Here is a 15,781-nt window from a genome sequence, read left to right as displayed (position 1 = left end):
AGCCCCCGCCCCTATTTTGTTGTCTGCATCACGAAAGGGCCGAAAGATCTTGGGAGCCGGAACCAACCGTGACTCCGTGCGTCAGCAGAACCTGAGCACGGTACTCGGACAGGTCCACCGCGCAGGGCAGCTGTCCCGCGCGGCGTTGACGACATCGACCGGGCTGAACCGTTCGACGATCCGAACCCTCGTCGCCGAGCTCGAGCAGCGCCACCTGGTCGTCGAGGGGGACGCGGTCGTCACCGGCTCGCCCGGGCGTCCCTCCCCGGTCGTCGCGGCCCGCGGTGACGGGGCGGTGGTTCTGGCGGCGGACGTGAAGGTCTCCCGGATCGTCTTCGCCGTGGTCGGCCTCGGTGGGACCGTCCACCGCCGGGTCGAGGTCCCGCTCACCGCCGACAGCCGCGGTGTCGCCGCGACCCTCGACCACATCGTCGAGCTCATCGGCGCCGCGCTCGCCGACGCCCCCGACCTGCACCTGGTCGGGCTCGGCGTCTCCGTGGCGGGCATCGTCCGGGTGGCCGACGGGTTCGTCCACCTCGCCCCGAACCTGGGCTGGACCGACGTGCCCCTCGGGGACCTGCTCGCCAGCCGGCTCGCCGAGGAGCTCGGGCTGGCCGACCTCGACGTGGTCGTCGGCAACGAGGCCGACCTGGGCGCCCTGGCCGAGCACATCCGGGGCGCCGGCAGCGGCACCCGCGACATGGTCTACGTCTCCGGCGAGATCGGCGTCGGCGGCGGGGTGGTCGTCGACGGACGTCCCCTCGTCGGCCGCAGCGGCTACGCCGGCGAGATCGGACACATGGTCGTCAACCCCGACGGCCTGCCCTGCCACTGCGGCTCCCTGGGATGCTGGGAGACCGAGATCGGCCAGCGAGCGCTGCTGCGCCACATGGGCTGGGCCGACGGTGGTGACCACGAGGCCGTCGAGGCGATCATGCGCGAAGCCGCGGCCGGCAGCCAGCGGGCGCTCGACGCCTTCGCCCAGGTGGGTACGTGGCTCGGCATCGGGCTGGCCAGTCTCATCAACATCCTCAACCCGCAGCGAGTGGTGCTCGGCGGGGTATTCGCCCGGGCCTTCTCCTACCTGATCGACGCCGCCCGGATCGAGGTCGACCGCCGGTCCCTCGGGCCGGCCCGTGCGGTCACGGCCATCACCCCAGCCACGCTCGGCGAGGACTCCTCGTTGATCGGTGCGGCCGAGCTGGCGCTCACCCCGGTCCTGGCCGACCCGACCCTGGTCGCCCTGCACGACGACGTCGATGTCGCCGCCACGGCGTCCTGACCGACGACACCCACCCTCCCCTTCACGACACAACCGACACCCAAGGAGACAACCAACATGGGCCGACCATTCACGCTGTTCACCGGTCAGTGGGCCGACCTGCCGCTCGAGGAAGTCGCACGGCTGGCTTCGGAGTGGGGCTACGACGGCCTCGAGCTCGCCTGCTGGGGTGATCACTTCGAGGTCGACAAGGCGATGGCCGACGACGGCTACATCCAGGGTCGCAAGGACCTGCTCGCCAAGTACGACCTGAAGGTCTTCGCGATCTCCAACCACCTCGTCGGGCAGGCCGTCTGCGACAGCCCGATCGACGAGCGCCACGAGGGCATCCTCCCGGCCCGCATCTGGGGCGACGGCGAGGCCGAGGGCGTCCGCCAGCGCGCCGCAGAGGAGATGAAGGACACCGCCCGGGCCGCCGCCGCGCTGGGCGTGGACGTGGTCGTCGGGTTCACCGGGTCCTCCATCTGGCACACGGTCGCCATGTTCCCCCCGGTCCCGCAGGAGATGATCGATCGCGGCTACGCCGACTTCGCCGAGCGCTGGAACCCCATCCTCGACGTCTTCGACGAGGTCGGGGTCCGCTTCGCCCACGAGGTCCACCCCTCGGAGATCGCCTACGACTACTACACGACCAAGGCGACGCTGGAGGCCATCGGCCACCGCGAGGCGTTCGGCCTGAACTGGGACCCGTCCCACATGGTGTGGCAGGGCATCGACCCCGCGAACTTCATCCTCGACTTCGCCGACCGGATCTACCACGTGGACTGCAAGGACGCGAAGGTGAACCGGCCCGATGGTCGCCGTGGCCGCATGGGCTCGCACCTCCCCTGGTCGGACCTTCGTCGTGGCTGGGACTTCGTGTCCGTCGGCCGTGGTGACGTCAACTGGGAGGAGTGCATCCGTGCCCTCAACGAGATCGGCTACGACGGTCCGATCTCGGTGGAGTGGGAGGACGCCGGCATGGACCGCCTGCAGGGCGCCCCCGAGGCCCTCGAGCTGCTCAAGACCCTCAACTGGGACAAGCCGACCGGCTCCTTCGACGACGCGTTCGGGAGCGACAGCTGATGGCGGGCGTGACCAGCGACGGGCGACTCAACGTCGCGATGATCGGCTACAGCTTCATGGGCCGCGCCCACGCGCAGGCCTGGAGCACGGTCGGTCGGCACTTCGACCTGCCCGTCAAGCCGCACATGAAGGTCGTGGTCGGCCGGTCCGCGGAGAAGGTCGAGGAGGCGCGCGCCAAGCTCGGCTTCGAGGAGGCCGCGACCGACTGGCGCGAGGTCGTCGCGCGTGACGACATCGACATCGTCGACATCTGCACGCCCGGGAACAGCCACCACGAGATCGCCATCGCGGCGCTGGAGGCCGGCAAGCACGTCATGTGCGAGAAGCCCCTGGCCAACACCGTGGAGGAGGCGCAGGCCATGGCCGACGCCGCGGCGAAGGCCCGGGTCAACGGCGTCCGCTCGATGGTGGCCTTCAACTACCGCCGCGTCCCGGCGCTCGCCCACGCCAAGCAGCTCATCGAGCAGGGTGTCATCGGCGAGATCCGCCACATCCGTGCGGTGTACCTGCAGGACTGGATCGTCGACCCCGAGTTCCCGCTCGTGTGGCGCCTCCAGTCCGACCTGGCGGGCTCCGGTGCGCTGGGCGACATCGGTGCCCACATCATCGACCTGGCCCAGCACCTGACCGGCGCCACGGTCACAGAGCTCACCGGGCACACCCACACCTTCGTGACCGAACGCCCGCTGGCGGAGGGGTCCGACGGCCTGTCGGCCACCGGCAGCGGCGGTCCGGGGGCGGCGGAGCCCCCTCGGGAGATGGGGCCGGTGACGGTCGACGACGCTGCGCTGGTGATCGCCCGGATGTCCGACGGCGCGCTGGCCACCTTCGAGGCCAGCCGGTTCGCCACGGGACGCAAGAACGGCCTGCGCATCGAGCTGAACGGATCGAAGGGCAGCATCGTCTTCGACCTCGAGCGCCTGAACGAGCTCGAGCTCTTCACCGTCGACGGCACCCCCGCGACGGAAGGCTTCCGCCGCATCCTCGTCACCGAGGGCGACCAGCCCTACATGGCGGCATGGTGGCCGCCCGGCCACATCATCGGCTGGGAGCACAGCTTCGTCCACGAGGTCCGCGACTTCGCGGTCGCGATCGCCGAGGGCACGGACCCGCAACCGGGGTTCGCCGAGGGACTGCAGGTCCAGCACGTCCTCGACGCCGTCCAGGCGGCGTCCGACCAGCGCGGCTGGGTGTCCGTTGCGCCCGGGTGACCTCGGCATCGGTCGTGGGCGCTCGACCGCCCACACCCTTTCGAGGAGGAGTCCCTATACTTTGTTGACCGATCAGTCCAAAGTATTTAGTTTACTTGCACAACCTACTAGGGAAGTAGAAAGGACGAGCTGGTGAGCCGACCACTGCTCGAGATGCACGGCATCGTCAAGGAGTTCCCCGGCGTCCGTGCCCTCGACAACGTCGACCTCGACGTTCGTCAGGGCGAGGTCCACTGCCTGCTGGGCCAGAACGGCGCCGGCAAGTCCACCCTGATCAAGGTCCTGGCGGGTGCCCACACCCCCGACGAGGGACGGATCGTCTGGCAGGGCGAGGACGTGTCCTTCGCCCATCCGATCGACGCGCTCGGCCACGGCCTGGCCACGATCTACCAGGAGCTCGACCTCGTCGACGGCCTGTCGGTGGCCGACAACATTTTCCTGGGCCACGAACACGCCCGCGGCGGGTTCGTCAGCCGGGGTGAGACCCACCGGGCCGCCGCCGCGCTGCTGGCCCGCCTCGGCCACCCCGAGATCAAGCCCGGTCGCGAGCTGGGGTCGCTGACCCCGGCCGGCAAGCAGATCACCAGCATGGCGCGGGCCCTGTCCTACAACGCCCAGCTGATCGTCATGGACGAGCCGTCGGCGGTGCTCGACGGTGACGAGGTCGGCAACCTCTTCCGCGTCATCAAGGAGATCACCAACGAGGGCGTGGCCGTCGTCTACATCTCCCACCGCCTGGAGGAGATCCGCGAGATCGGCGACAGGGTCACCGTGCTCAAGGACGGCCGCACCGTCGCGCAGGGCCTGCCGGTGGCCGACGTCACGACCCGCGAGGTCGTCTCGCTGATGACCGGCCGCGACATCGAGTTCGTCTTCCCGGACCGTCCCACCGACGCCATCGACACGGGCGCGCCGCTCCTGCAGGTCGAGGGGCTCACCCGCAAGGGCGAGTTCGCCGACGTCTCCTTCGACGTGCACCCCGGCGAGATCCTCGGCCTGACCGGGCTCGTCGGCGCGGGCCGCTCGGAGATCCTCGAGACCATCTACGGGGCCCGCACCGCCGACGAGGGCAGCGTGACCCTCGACGGGACGCGCATGCGCGCCGGGTCGGTGACCGCTGCGGTCGCGGCCGGCATGGGCCTGTGCCCGGAGGAGCGCAAGGCCCAGGCGCTGGTGCTCGGTGACACGGTGATCCGCAACGTGTCGCTGGCGACGCTCGCTCGCTACTCCAGGGGCGGCATGATCGGCGCCGAGGCCGAACGCGAGGACGTCGAGAAGCTGACACGCGACCTCGACGTGCGCCCGGCCGACGGACGCCGCGCCGTCCGCACCCTCTCCGGCGGCAACCAGCAGAAGGCCGTCCTTGCCCGCTGGCTGCTGCGCGAGTGCAAGGTGCTGCTGCTCGACGAGCCCACCCGCGGCGTCGACGTCGGCGCCCGCAGCGAGCTGTACCAGCTGGTCCGTGACCTGGCCGACAGCGGTGTCGCCGTGGTCATGGTCTCCAGCGAGGTGCCCGAGGTGCTGGGCCTGGCCGACCGCGTGCTCGTCGTCCGCGACGGCCGCATCGTCCACGAGAGCGCCGCCACCGACCTCACCGAAGCCGACGTGCTGGACCTCGTCATGGAGGGCCACGCGGCATGAACACCACGACCGACACAACAGGAACAGAGCCGACGATGCTGACCGACGACCCCGCACACGTCACCGACGCCGAGGCGATCCAGGCCGAGGGCAGCGCCCGCGCCAGGCTGGGCGGCGCGATGGGCCGGATGGGCAACCTCGGACTGGTCGGGGCGATCGTCCTCGTGGCCCTCGTCGGAGCGGTCACGGCCCCCGAGAACTTCCTCACCAGCGACAACCTGCTGACCATCCTCCGACAGGCCGCCGTCATCGGCGTCGTCACCGTCGGCATGACCTTCGTCATCATCGGCGGGGGCATCGACCTGTCGGTCGGCGCGCTGGTCGCGCTGGCCTCGGTGTGGGCGACAACCGGGGCCACCCAGCAGTTCGGCGTCCTCGGCATGGTCGGCGTGGCGCTGCTGGTCGGCACCCTCGCCGGGCTGGTCAACGGGGTGCTGATCGCCTACGGACGCGTGGTGTCGTTCATCGCGACGCTCGCCATGCTCGTGTCCGCGCGGGGCCTGGCCGCCAACATCTCCAACAAACGCGTGCAGCTCGTCGAGGTCCAGAGCTTCACCCGGATCAGCCAGGGCGACTTCCTGGGCCTGCCGAACCTCGTCTGGGTCGTCGGCATCGTCTTCGTCATCGGCTGGGTGCTGCTGAACCGCACGACCTTCGGTCGCCACACCTTCGCCATCGGTGGCAACGTGGAGGCCGCTCGCCTGGCCGGCATCAACATCCGCCGGCACACGATGATGCTGTACGGCCTGTCGGGCCTGTGCACCGGCATCGGCGCGATCCTGATCGCGGCCCGCACCACGACGGGGTCCAGCACCCACGGCGAGCTCTACGAGCTCGACGCCATCGCCGCGGTGATCATCGGCGGCACGCTGCTGACCGGCGGCAAGGGCACGATCGTCGGTTCGGCGCTGGGCGTGTTCATCTTCACGCTGCTGCAGAACGTGTTCGCCCTCAACAACCTCTCCACCGATCTCCAGAACATCGCCAAGGGTCTGATCATCGTGGCCGCTGTTCTGCTGCAGATGCGGTCCGGGCGCGACCGCGCCTGACCCGTCGGTGGGGTCGTCACCACGACGGCACCCGCCAGTCGTCCCCCAGTCCCACCTGCTCGATTCGCCGAGCCGGTCCACCCATGCCAGTCCACCGTCCAGTTCTCGCATGCCAGTCCAGGCGTGCCAGTCACGAGCCACACAACGACAGAGGAGCCAGAGCAATGACCGAGCCAACCACTTCCCGCTTCGGGCTGATGCGCCTGATGGCGGCGATGATCGCCGTCCTGCTGCTGCTGACCGCCTGCACCGGCGACGGCACCAGCGACGACGAGACCACCGACGGCGACAGCGAGACCTCCGAGGCGACGTCCGACGCCGACTCCGGTGAGGGCGACGCCACCGGTGCGGCCGAGGAGTCCGGCGAGCCGGTCACCATCGGCTTCTCCGCCCCCGCAGCCGACCACGGCTGGATCGCAGCCATCACCGAGAACGCCCAGGCCGCGGCCGACGAGTACGACGACGTGACCCTGGAGGTCACCGAGGGCACCAACGACGTCAACCAGCAGATCGCCCAGGTCGAGACGCTGATCAACTCCGGCGTCGACGCCCTGGTCATCCTGCCCTTCGAGGGCCAGGCCCTGACCCAGGTCGCCCAGCAGGCCATGGAGGCCGGCATCCCGGTCGTCAACCTCGACCGCGTCTTCTCCAGCCCGCAGGCCTACCGGACCTACATCGCCGGTGACAACTACGGCATGGGCGTCAGCGCCGGCAACTACATCGGCCAGCGCCTGACCGACGAGGGCGTGACCGACCCGGTCATCGCCGAGATCGCCGGTATCGACAACCTGCCCCTCACCCAGGACCGCAGCCAGGGCTTCGCCGACGCGCTGGCCACCTTCGGCTTCGAGGTCTCCGCCCGTCAGGCTGCGGAGTTCACCGTGGAGTCCGGCCAGGCCGTGACCGCCAACCTGCTGCAGGCCGAGCCCGAGATCGACGCCATCTGGAACCACGACGACGACCAGGGCATCGGCGTCCTGGCCGCCATCCAGGAGGCCGGCCGCGACGAGTTCTTCATGGTCGGTGGCGCCGGTTCCGCCAACGCCATGCGCGAGATCCAGTCCGGCGAGTCCGTGCTGCAGGCCACCGTCCTCTACAACCCGTCCATGGCCTCCTCGGCCGTGCGCCTCGCCCGCGCCATCGCGCAGGGTCAGGGCCTCGACGGGCTGTCGGAGAACGACGTCCCTGCCGAGATCATCACCTACTCCGCGGTCGTGACCGCCGAGAACGTGGAGGAATACCTGCCGGTCGGCTTCGAGTCCTAGGACCCGACCGCGGCCGGCCGCGAGGCCGGCCATCCACCTGCACGACGGCGCGACCCGGGGGAGGGTCGCGCCGTCGTCGTTGTGTCACGCGGCCTGCTGGCTGGCTCAGCCGAGGGCATCGTGGCCGCGCAGGGACGCGGCGAGCCCGTCGGGGTAGTCGGTCAGGGCGTCCTGCACCACGACGACCTCCGCGCCGGTACTGGCGGCTGCGGCCAGCGCACCGTCTGCCAGCGGCACCCGGGTGGCCGGCAGGTCCAGCTCGTGGAGGCGGGCGGAGTCGGCGACGATCTGCGACGGCTCGTCGCCGATGTAGGCGTGGGCGTCCGCGGCGGCACGCAGGTGCACGACCAGCGTCTGGACTCGTCCCTCGAACAGCGCCCGCAGGACGTCGTGGCGGCCGGTGACCCCGTCGCCACGGCCGACGGCGTCGGTGACCGCACGCTGGCGGGACGCACGGTGGTACGCGGCGGCACGCCGCACGGCCGCATCGGCCTCGTCCTCCACGTGCTCGGCGGAGCCGTCCTCGGCGCGCCCGCCGGTCTCGAGGTCGGTCACGAGGTCCTGAAGGTCGTCGGGCAGCAGGTCACGCAGCAGCGCCACGGCGGTCTCGTCGCCGGTCAGGGCGATCAGCTGGAGGTGGCGGTCGCGCACCTCCTGGGTCAGGCGGTCGGCGACGAGGCGCAGGTTCTCCTCCCACTGCTCCTCGGCCCGCTGCTGGAAGCGACGCTGGGACCAACCGCCGGGGTTGGACTTGGTGATGTGCTGGTCCTCGCCGTCGACGGTCAGGTCGATCTCGTCGTGGCTGGCCGTGACCAGCTCGACGTCGGCCCCGACCCGGTCGACCTTGACCAGGGCATGGGGGATCCACGTCTGCTGGGCGGCCATCAGCTCGCCCAGGGCGGGAAGCGGTCCGGCGGTGGCGCCGGCAGACAGCGTCTCGGCGGTCGCGAAGACGGCGACGTCATCGGGGCCTGCGACGGCGACGAGCGTCGCGGCGTCGGCGTGCCCGTGGTCACGGAGGGCCTGGACCACACGGTCGGCCGTGCCCTCGCCGTCGTCGTCGAGCAGCTCGACCACGCGACGGTGGGTGTTGGACAGCTCGACGTCGAACCGGTCGTCGGCGTCGGTGGACTGGCTGGGCGCCGGCACCGTCACGGTCACCAGCGCTCGTTCGGCGCTGCGTCGGAGGACGGGATCAGGGGTGAGGGTGGTGTGCGTCATGGCCATTGCGTTCCCGGATCCCCCGGCGTCAACCCCCCGGCACCCGGCACACGGTCGCACAGGTTCCGCTGCCCCCGCCCCCGGTCGGCGCGATCGGGGCCTGCGTCGCGCATGGGCGACGACGGGCGCGATCCGCGGTGAGCCCCTGGGCTAGGCGGGGCGGGCGGTGCGCAGCACCTCGGCCACACGGCCGACGGCGTCGACCACGACCTCGGGTGGGTTGGCCGCGTAGCACAGCCGGAACAGGCCCGGCTCCGGCGCACGGAGCGCCGACCCCGGGGTCAGGTTCACACCTGCCTCGTCGAGGACGCGCTGCCACAGGCGGTGCTCGGCCTCGAACGTGGGCGCCTCCAGCCAGCCGCGCAGGTCGCAGAGCACGAAGAAGCCTGCGGTCGGGGGCAGGTGGGGGACGGCGGCGTCGGCGAGGGTCCGGCTGACCGTGGTGGCGAGCGCCCCCAGCCGGTCGCGCATGGCGTCGAGGTAGGTGTCGACCCAGCCGTCGTCGGCCAGCATGGCGGCGATCGCGTGCTGGGCGATGCTGGAGACGCCCGTCCAGATGCCCTGCAGCTCGATGGCGTTGCGCAGCGCCTCGTGCTCGGTGACGACGACGCCGCAGCGCAGCCCGCTCATGCCGAAGTCCTTGCTGACCGCCCAGACCACGTGCTGGTACTCCCCGAGGGAGGGGCGGAGCCGACCGACGCTGTGGAAGTCGGTCCCCTCGCCGAACACCGTCAGCCCGTACACCTCGTCGGCGATGACGTGCACCCGGCGGTCCTCCGCCCATGCGACCAGCGCCTCCACCTCGTCGGCGTCACGGACCTGCCCCCTCGGGTTGTCGGGGTTGGTCAACAGCAGGACCGGGGTCGGCCGGCCGGCGTCGGTCCGGGCCCGGTCCAGCATGTCGGGGGTCAGCCGGTACCCGTCCTCGGCCGTGGTCGGGACCGCCACGACCTCCAAGCCCGCGCGGGCCCCGAGGTCCGGCCAGAACCCGGCGTAGGACGGGGTGGGCACGAGCACGCCGTCGCCGGGGTCGCCCAGCACGAACGCCATCGCCTCGAGCACGGCGCTGGCCCCGGACAGGACTCCCACGTGGGTCGGGTCGATCGCCCGTCCGAACAGGCGGTCGCCCAGCAGCCCCGCGACCGCCTCGCGCAGCACCTGCCGGCCGGCGTTGTCGTCGTAGCCGACCACACGCGGAGGGACGGGCGGGAAGGACTCCAGCCGAGGCCCCAGCAGGTCGAACATCTGCAGGTTCTCGGCGATGGCCAGGCTGACGTAGCCGGGATCGTCCTTGCGGGCGACGTGGGCGTCGATGTAGCTGGCGAAGCCGCCCGACACCATCCCGTTCCCACGAGAGGAGAGGGTCACGCTAGATGTCCCGCTCCAGGGTCTGCCGGCGGGCCGGGCCGACCGACACCCATCGGATGGGCGTGCCGCTGAGCTCCTCGAGCCGCTCGACGTAGGCCTGCGCCTGCTTGGGCAGCGTGGCGTACTCCGTCACCTCGGTGATGTCGGTGCGCCAGCCCTCCATCTCCTCGTAGACCGGCTCGGCGTGGTGGAACGCGGTCTGGTGCGGCGGGAAGTGCTCGAACTCCTCGTCCTGGTAGCGGTAGGCCGAGCAGACCTTGAGGGTGTCGAACTCGCTGAGGACGTCGAGCTTGGTGAGGAAGTGCTCGGTGAGGCCGTTGACACGGGCGGCGTAGCGGGCCAGGACGGCGTCGAACCAGCCGACGCGACGGCGACGGCCGGTCGTGGTGCCGAACTCACGACCGACGGCGGTCATGCGCTCGCCGATGTCGTCGTGCAGCTCGGTCGGGAACGGGCCGGCGCCGACGCGGGTCACGTAGGCCTTGGTGATGCCGATGACCCGCTCGATGTGCTTGGGACCGAGCCCCGCGCCGGTCATGGCACCGCCGCTGACGGGGTTGGAGGAGGTGACGAACGGATAGGTGCCGTGGTCGAGGTCCAGCAAGGTGCCCTGCGCGCCCTCCAGCAGGACCGTCTCGCCCTTCTCCAGGCCCTCGTGCAGCAGCATCATCGTGTCGGCGATGTAGGGGCGGAGCCGTTCGGCGTAGACCGCGTACTCGGTCTCGATGTCGACGGCCTTCATCGGCAGCCGGTTGTAGACCCGCGACAGGATCGCGTTCTTCTCCTTGAGCACGACGTCCAGCTTCTGCCGGAAGATCTTCATGTCGTACAGGTCCTGCACGCGCAGGCCCACACGCGAGGCCTTGTCGGCGTACGTCGGGCCGATGCCCCGCTTGGTGGTGCCAAGCTTCTGACGGCCCAGGTACCGCTCGGTGACCGCGTCGAGCTCGCGGTGGTACGGCATGATCAGGTGGGCGTTGGAGGAGATCTTCAGGCGCGAGACGTCCAGGCCCTGCTCGACCAGGCCGTCGAGCTCCTCCAGCAGCACACCGGGGTCGACCACGACGCCGTCGCCGATGACGGGTGTGACGTGGCTGTACATCACGCCGCTGGGGACGAGGTGCAGCTTGAGGGTGGTGTCGCCCACGATGATCGTGTGGCCGGCGTTGTTGCCGCCCTGGTACCGCACGACGTAGTTGACGTCGTCGGCCAGCAGGTCGGTGGCCTTGCCCTTCCCTTCGTCGCCCCACTGGGTTCCGACGATGACGATGGCTGGCACGGTGGTTCGCTCGCTTCCGGTGCTCGGGAGGCCGCGGATGTCACGGCAGGATGCCTGATCGTAAAGGGTCGGGTGCCCTCTTGCCTCGTGCCGGAGGGGCCGGGGTGTGCCCTATGCTCCGCCCTCCCTGGAGTCGGAGGAACCACCGTGAACAAGTACAGCGTTGCAGCCGCCACCGCGGCGATCGGATTCGGTGCGGGCGAGCTGCTCGCGCCCGACAGGACCATGAAGGTCTTCGGGGTGGCCGACGAGGACCTCAGCCCGTCGATGCGGACGATCGTCCGGGCCTTCGGCGCCCGCAACCTCAGCTACGGCGCGATGATGCTGACCAAGCAGGGTCGGAAGGCGTTGCTGGCCGCGCTGCCGCTGTTCGTGGCCTCCGAGGCGGCGGCCGCCGGCCTTTCGGTCACGCGGGACGAGGTCTCCCCCGTCCTGCCCGCGCTGGGTGCCGGCGCGACCCTGGTCGTCGCTGCCCTGCTCGTGAAGGGCCGCTAGCGACGGGGGCGGCTCAGCCGCGTTCGAGGGCGCGGATCAGCATCGCTGGGTCGGCGTTGCCGCCGGAGCAGACGACCGCCGTGGTGCGCCCCTCGGTCGGGACCTTCCCCGTCAGGACCGCCGCAAGCGCGATCGCGGCACCCGGTTCGACGACGACCTTCAGCTCGATCATCGCGGTCGCCATGGCGTGCAGCGCATCGTCGTCGGAGACCGTCAGCACCTCGTGGAGCAGCCGGCTGTTGATCGGCCAGGTCAGCCGGCCGGGGGTCTCGGTCTGCACGGCGTCGCAGATGGAGCGGGCGTCGGGGTCGTTGCGAAGGCGTTCGCCCGCCGCGATCGACCGGCGGGTGTCGTCGAAGTCGTCGGGCTCCACCGCGACCCGGCGGGTGTCGGGTGAGTCGGCCTCCAGCGCCAGCATGCACCCGGCCGACAGGCCGCCGCCGGAGATCGGCACGACTAAGGTGTCGAGGGTCGCGCCGAGCTCGGCGGCCTGCTCGATGACCTCCAGCCCGAGGGTCCCCTGGCCGGCGATGATGTCGGGGTGGTCGAACGGCGGGACGACGACCATTCCGCGTTCCTCGGCGATGGCCGTGCCGACGGCCTCGCGGTCCTGGGTGTAGCGGTCGTAGGTGACGACCTCGGCTCCGTACTCGCGGGTGTTGGTCAGCTTCATGGCCGGGGCGTCCTCGGGCATGACGATGACGGCGGTCACGCCGGCCATGCGGGCGGCCAGGGCCACGGCCTGCGCGTGGTTGCCCGAGGAGAACGCCAGCACGCCAGCGCGCTTCTCCTCCTCCGTCAGGCGGGAGATGCGGTTGAACGCCCCGCGGAACTTGAACGCCGCAACCTTCTGCAGCGACTCGGCCTTGACCAGCAGACGACCGCCGACGCGTTCGTTCAGCCGGGGCGACTCCAGCAGCGGGGTCCGCACGGCGTGGCCGGCCAGCCGCTCGGCCGCTGCCCGGACGTCATCGATGGTCGGCAGGTCGGTGGTCACCGGTTCATCGGCTCCTCGGTCGGTTCGGGCTGCGGGACCCGCCCTGGCTGGCCCGGGACGCGTGTGCGATCGACGCCGCCGGGAGACGTCCATGGCACACGGGGTCGGTCGGCGTGTGCGATCCCCAACTCGTGGGGTCGTTCATGCCACACGTTGCGCGGGGGTGTGTGCGTTCCCCAGCCCGTGGAGGCGTCCATCGCACACGCCACTGTGCGGACCGGCCGACGTGTCCGGACCGGCCGACGTGTCAGGACCGCTCGATGCGTGCCCAGGGGGACGCTGTCCCCCTTCGACCCCCTGAGCGGTCATCGCGGTCCAGTGGTGTCTTCAGGACCGCTCGATGCGGAACCGGATGCGGACGTGGGTGTGGAACTCGCTGATCTCGGTTCCCTCGACGACGGCCGACTGCTCGAGCACGTCGAAGCCCTGGATGCCGCGGAGGGTCTTGGCCGCCTCGTCAAGGGCCTTGGAGGCAGCGTCCTGCCAGCCCTCCGTCGAAACGCCGACGAGATCGATGGTCTTGATGACGGCCACGGGAGGCTCCTGTTCCGGGACGCGGATGTGGGTGGCGGGGGCCGCATGCTACCGAGCGCGACCGGCCCGACGCGAAGCGGGCACCGAGGAAGAGGTGTGCTGGTCAGTCCCGCCGGGCGTAGTAGGGAAGGTGGAACGCGACGTCCTCGGTCTCGCCGTCGCAGCCCTCGACGCAGTCGAACTCGACCTCGTACATCACCGGCCAGAGCTTGCCGGTGACCAGCCACGTGTCGGTCGTGGGGTCGTAGGCGATGCCGTTGAGCACGTCGGCGTTGCCGTCCTCGTCCTCCGCCCAGCGCCCGTTCGGCAACGCGATCGCGCTGGCGTCGACCTCGCCCGCGGTGCCGTCGGTGGTGTCGATGACGAGGATCCGGTTGGTCTGCCACACGTTGGCCAGCACCAGGTCGGTGCCCGCCACGCACTCCAGCTCGTTGATGCGGTCCACGGGTTCCCCGTCGAGGGTGACGGTGACCTCGTTCAGCGTGGCGAACGTGTCGGGGTCGCGTTCGGTGAGGGTCGCCGTGCCGTTGGACATCCACAACGATCCGCGTGGCATGTCGCAGATGCCCCACCCCTCGCCCACGTAGGTGTGGGTGCCGGTCTGCTCGAGGGTGTCGCGGTCGTAGACGTGGGCGATCTCGTTCTGCCAGGTGATCTGCACGATCCGGTCCCCGACGACGGTCGCCCCCTCGCCGAACTCCTCCTCACCCAAGGGGGTGGAGGAGAGGACGGCTCCGGTGGAGGGGTCGATCTCGGTCATCGCCGACTGCCCGTACAACCCGCGGCTCTCGAACAGCCGGCCCTCGTGGAACTCCAGCCCCTGGGTGAACGCCGAGGCGTCGTGCGGACGTTCGCCGACCACCCGCAACGTGTGCACCCGACCGGAGAAGGGCGTGCCGGTGGCGTCGTCTCCCTCGCTCGGCGCCGGCGACTCGGTCAGGTCGTCCAGCAGGTCGGGGACCGTCGGACCGGTCGCCGACTCGGTCGCGGCGGGCCCGCAGGCCGACAGCAGGCCGAGGAGGCCCAGGAGCACCAGTGGGGACAGTCGCTGCATGGCCTCGACTCTGGCACGATCCGCCCCGTCGCGCCCGCCTCAGGCTGCCCCGAGTGGCGAGGTCGGCCCCGAGTGGGCAAGGCTGGGCGCCGACGAGATCAACGACGATCGACGAGCCGAGACCCCCGGAGGTCCACCAAGACAATGAGCACCATCGACGACATCACCAGCCTGCTGGGCGACGACGCGAGCACCCTCCTGGAGCACCAGGCGACGGTTGGCTCCGACCTGCTGACGCTGCCGGGTGGTGACATCGTGGACCGCGTCTACGCCCACACCGACCGCAACAACCGCGTGCTCGGCAACCTGCAGTGGCTGGTCCAGTCCGGGCGGCTGGCCGGATCAGGCTACGTCTCGATCCTGCCCGTCGATCAGGGCATCGAGCACTCGGCGGGTGCCTCGTTCGCCCCCAACCCGGCGTACTTCGACCCCGAGAACATCGTCCGCCTAGCGGTCGAGGGTGGCTGCAACGCCGTCGCGTCCACCTTCGGCGTCCTGGGTGCGGTCAGCCGCAAGTGGGCCCACAGGATCCCGTTCATCGTCAAGGTCAACCACAACGAGCTGCTGACCGCGCCGAACACCTTCGACCAGATCAGCTTCGGCACGGTCGACCAGGCCTACGACATGGGCGCGGCCGGCATCGGCGCGACGATCTACTTCGGCTCCGAGGAGTCCAACCGCCAGATCGTGGAGGTGGCCGAGCAGTTCGCCCACGCCCACGAGCTCGGCATGTTCACCGTGCTGTGGTGCTACCTGCGCAACTCGGCGTTCAAGGTCGGCGGGACCGACTACCACGTCGCTGCGGACCTGACCGCCCAGGCCAACCACCTCGGCGTGACGCTGGAGGCCGACATCATCAAGCAGAAGCTGCCGGAGAACAACGGCGGCTACTCGGCGATGAACAGCGGTGACTCCAGCTACGGCAAGCTGGACCAGAAGATCTACACCGAGCTGTCCAGCGACCACCCGATCGACCTCTGCCGCTACCAGGTGCTGAACTGCTACTCGGGTCGCATCGGGCTGATCAACTCCGGCGGCGCCTCCTCCGGTGCCACCGACAAGGCAGAGGCCGTCCGGACCGCCGTGGTCAACAAGCGCGCCGGTGGCATGGGCCTGATCTCCGGCCGCAAGGCATTCCAGCGCCCGATGGCCGAGGGTGCCGAGCTGCTGCACGCGATCCAGGACGTGTACCTGTGCGACGAGGTGACGATCGCGTAGGAGGCAACAACCCGTGGCGCGGAGCGCCTTTCGGGTTGGCCCGAGTGCGCGATCCCGGGGGTCTGGGGGCGGAGCCCCCGGGTGAGCATCGCGTAGGAGGCA

General features: G+C 70.5%; 14 protein-coding genes. 8 read left to right on the top strand and 6 right to left on the bottom strand.

The window, feature by feature from the left end; genetic code table 11:
- Positions 1-76: 76 nt before the first annotated feature.
- The 6 genes from CUC05_RS12195 to CUC05_RS12170 all read left to right on the top strand — a co-directional run bounded on the left by CUC05_RS12195 (position 77) and on the right by CUC05_RS12170 (position 7,513).
- Positions 77-1,282, top strand: a complete 1,206-nt coding sequence (locus CUC05_RS12195; RefSeq protein WP_157965493.1) for an ROK family protein — start codon at positions 77-79, stop codon at positions 1,280-1,282.
- A gap of 57 nt (positions 1,283-1,339) precedes the next feature.
- On the top strand, positions 1,340-2,347 hold the full coding sequence (locus CUC05_RS12190; RefSeq protein ID WP_108666402.1) for a sugar phosphate isomerase/epimerase family protein: 1,008 nt from the start codon (positions 1,340-1,342) through the stop codon (positions 2,345-2,347).
- Positions 2,347-3,558, top strand: a complete 1,212-nt coding sequence (locus CUC05_RS12185) for a Gfo/Idh/MocA family protein (RefSeq protein ID WP_108666401.1) — start codon at positions 2,347-2,349, stop codon at positions 3,556-3,558. The genes CUC05_RS12190 and CUC05_RS12185 overlap by 1 nt, the downstream gene beginning before the upstream one ends.
- A gap of 153 nt (positions 3,559-3,711) precedes the next feature.
- Positions 3,712-5,199, top strand: a complete 1,488-nt coding sequence (locus CUC05_RS12180; RefSeq protein ID WP_108666570.1) for a sugar ABC transporter ATP-binding protein — start codon at positions 3,712-3,714, stop codon at positions 5,197-5,199.
- Positions 5,196-6,248, top strand: coding sequence for an ABC transporter permease (locus CUC05_RS12175; protein ID WP_240606253.1), 1,053 nt, complete (start codon positions 5,196-5,198; stop codon positions 6,246-6,248). Before CUC05_RS12180 ends, CUC05_RS12175 begins: the two co-directional genes overlap by 4 nt.
- A 164-nt stretch (positions 6,249-6,412) precedes the next feature.
- The gene (locus CUC05_RS12170; RefSeq protein ID WP_240606252.1) at positions 6,413-7,513 is read left to right on the top strand and encodes a substrate-binding domain-containing protein; all 1,101 of its coding nucleotides are present in this window, start codon (positions 6,413-6,415) and stop codon (positions 7,511-7,513) included.
- A gap of 105 nt (positions 7,514-7,618) precedes the next feature.
- Here CUC05_RS12170 and CUC05_RS12165 read toward each other — a convergent pair whose 3' ends face one another.
- The 3 genes from CUC05_RS12165 to CUC05_RS12155 all read right to left on the bottom strand — a co-directional run bounded on the left by CUC05_RS12165 (position 7,619) and on the right by CUC05_RS12155 (position 11,381).
- Positions 7,619-8,734, bottom strand: a complete 1,116-nt coding sequence (locus tag CUC05_RS12165) for a baeRF2 domain-containing protein (RefSeq protein ID WP_157965492.1) — start codon at positions 8,732-8,734, stop codon at positions 7,619-7,621.
- A 150-nt stretch (positions 8,735-8,884) separates the two neighbouring features.
- The gene (locus CUC05_RS12160; RefSeq protein ID WP_157965491.1) at positions 8,885-10,102 is read right to left on the bottom strand and encodes an aminotransferase class I/II-fold pyridoxal phosphate-dependent enzyme; all 1,218 of its coding nucleotides are present in this window, start codon (positions 10,100-10,102) and stop codon (positions 8,885-8,887) included.
- A gap of 1 nt (position 10,103) precedes the next feature.
- Positions 10,104-11,381 carry an adenylosuccinate synthase gene (locus CUC05_RS12155; protein WP_108666397.1) on the bottom strand — a complete coding sequence of 426 codons (1,278 nt, stop codon included), beginning with the start codon at positions 11,379-11,381 and terminating at the stop codon, positions 10,104-10,106.
- Positions 11,382-11,528: 147 nt separating this feature from the next.
- On the opposite strand from CUC05_RS12155, the gene CUC05_RS12150 reads away from it, so the two are divergent.
- Positions 11,529-11,876: a DUF4267 domain-containing protein gene (locus CUC05_RS12150; protein WP_108666396.1), complete on the top strand. Its 348-nt coding sequence runs from the start codon at positions 11,529-11,531 to the stop codon at positions 11,874-11,876.
- Between the two features lie 13 nt (positions 11,877-11,889).
- Here CUC05_RS12150 and CUC05_RS12145 read toward each other — a convergent pair whose 3' ends face one another.
- From CUC05_RS12145 to CUC05_RS12135, 3 genes are all read right to left on the bottom strand, one after another.
- Positions 11,890-12,873: a threonine ammonia-lyase gene (locus CUC05_RS12145; protein ID WP_205712292.1), complete on the bottom strand. Its 984-nt coding sequence runs from the start codon at positions 12,871-12,873 to the stop codon at positions 11,890-11,892.
- Between the two features lie 327 nt (positions 12,874-13,200).
- Positions 13,201-13,407, bottom strand: coding sequence for a dodecin family protein (locus CUC05_RS12140; RefSeq protein WP_157965490.1), 207 nt, complete (start codon positions 13,405-13,407; stop codon positions 13,201-13,203).
- Positions 13,408-13,510: 103 nt separating this feature from the next.
- On the bottom strand, positions 13,511-14,461 hold the full coding sequence (locus tag CUC05_RS12135) for a glutaminyl-peptide cyclotransferase (protein WP_108666393.1): 951 nt from the start codon (positions 14,459-14,461) through the stop codon (positions 13,511-13,513).
- A 144-nt stretch (positions 14,462-14,605) separates the two neighbouring features.
- Between CUC05_RS12135 and CUC05_RS12130 the strand changes: the two genes are divergently transcribed.
- Positions 14,606-15,679: a class I fructose-bisphosphate aldolase gene (locus CUC05_RS12130; protein ID WP_108666392.1), complete on the top strand. Its 1,074-nt coding sequence runs from the start codon at positions 14,606-14,608 to the stop codon at positions 15,677-15,679.
- Positions 15,680-15,781: the final 102 nt, after the last annotated feature.

Origin of the sequence: Euzebya rosea (assembly GCF_003073135.1) — a bacterium.
GTDB lineage: Bacteria > Actinomycetota > Nitriliruptoria > Euzebyales > Euzebyaceae > Euzebya > Euzebya rosea.
Note: the sequence above shows the minus strand (reverse complement) of the source record. Positions and strands in the feature narration are given on the sequence as shown.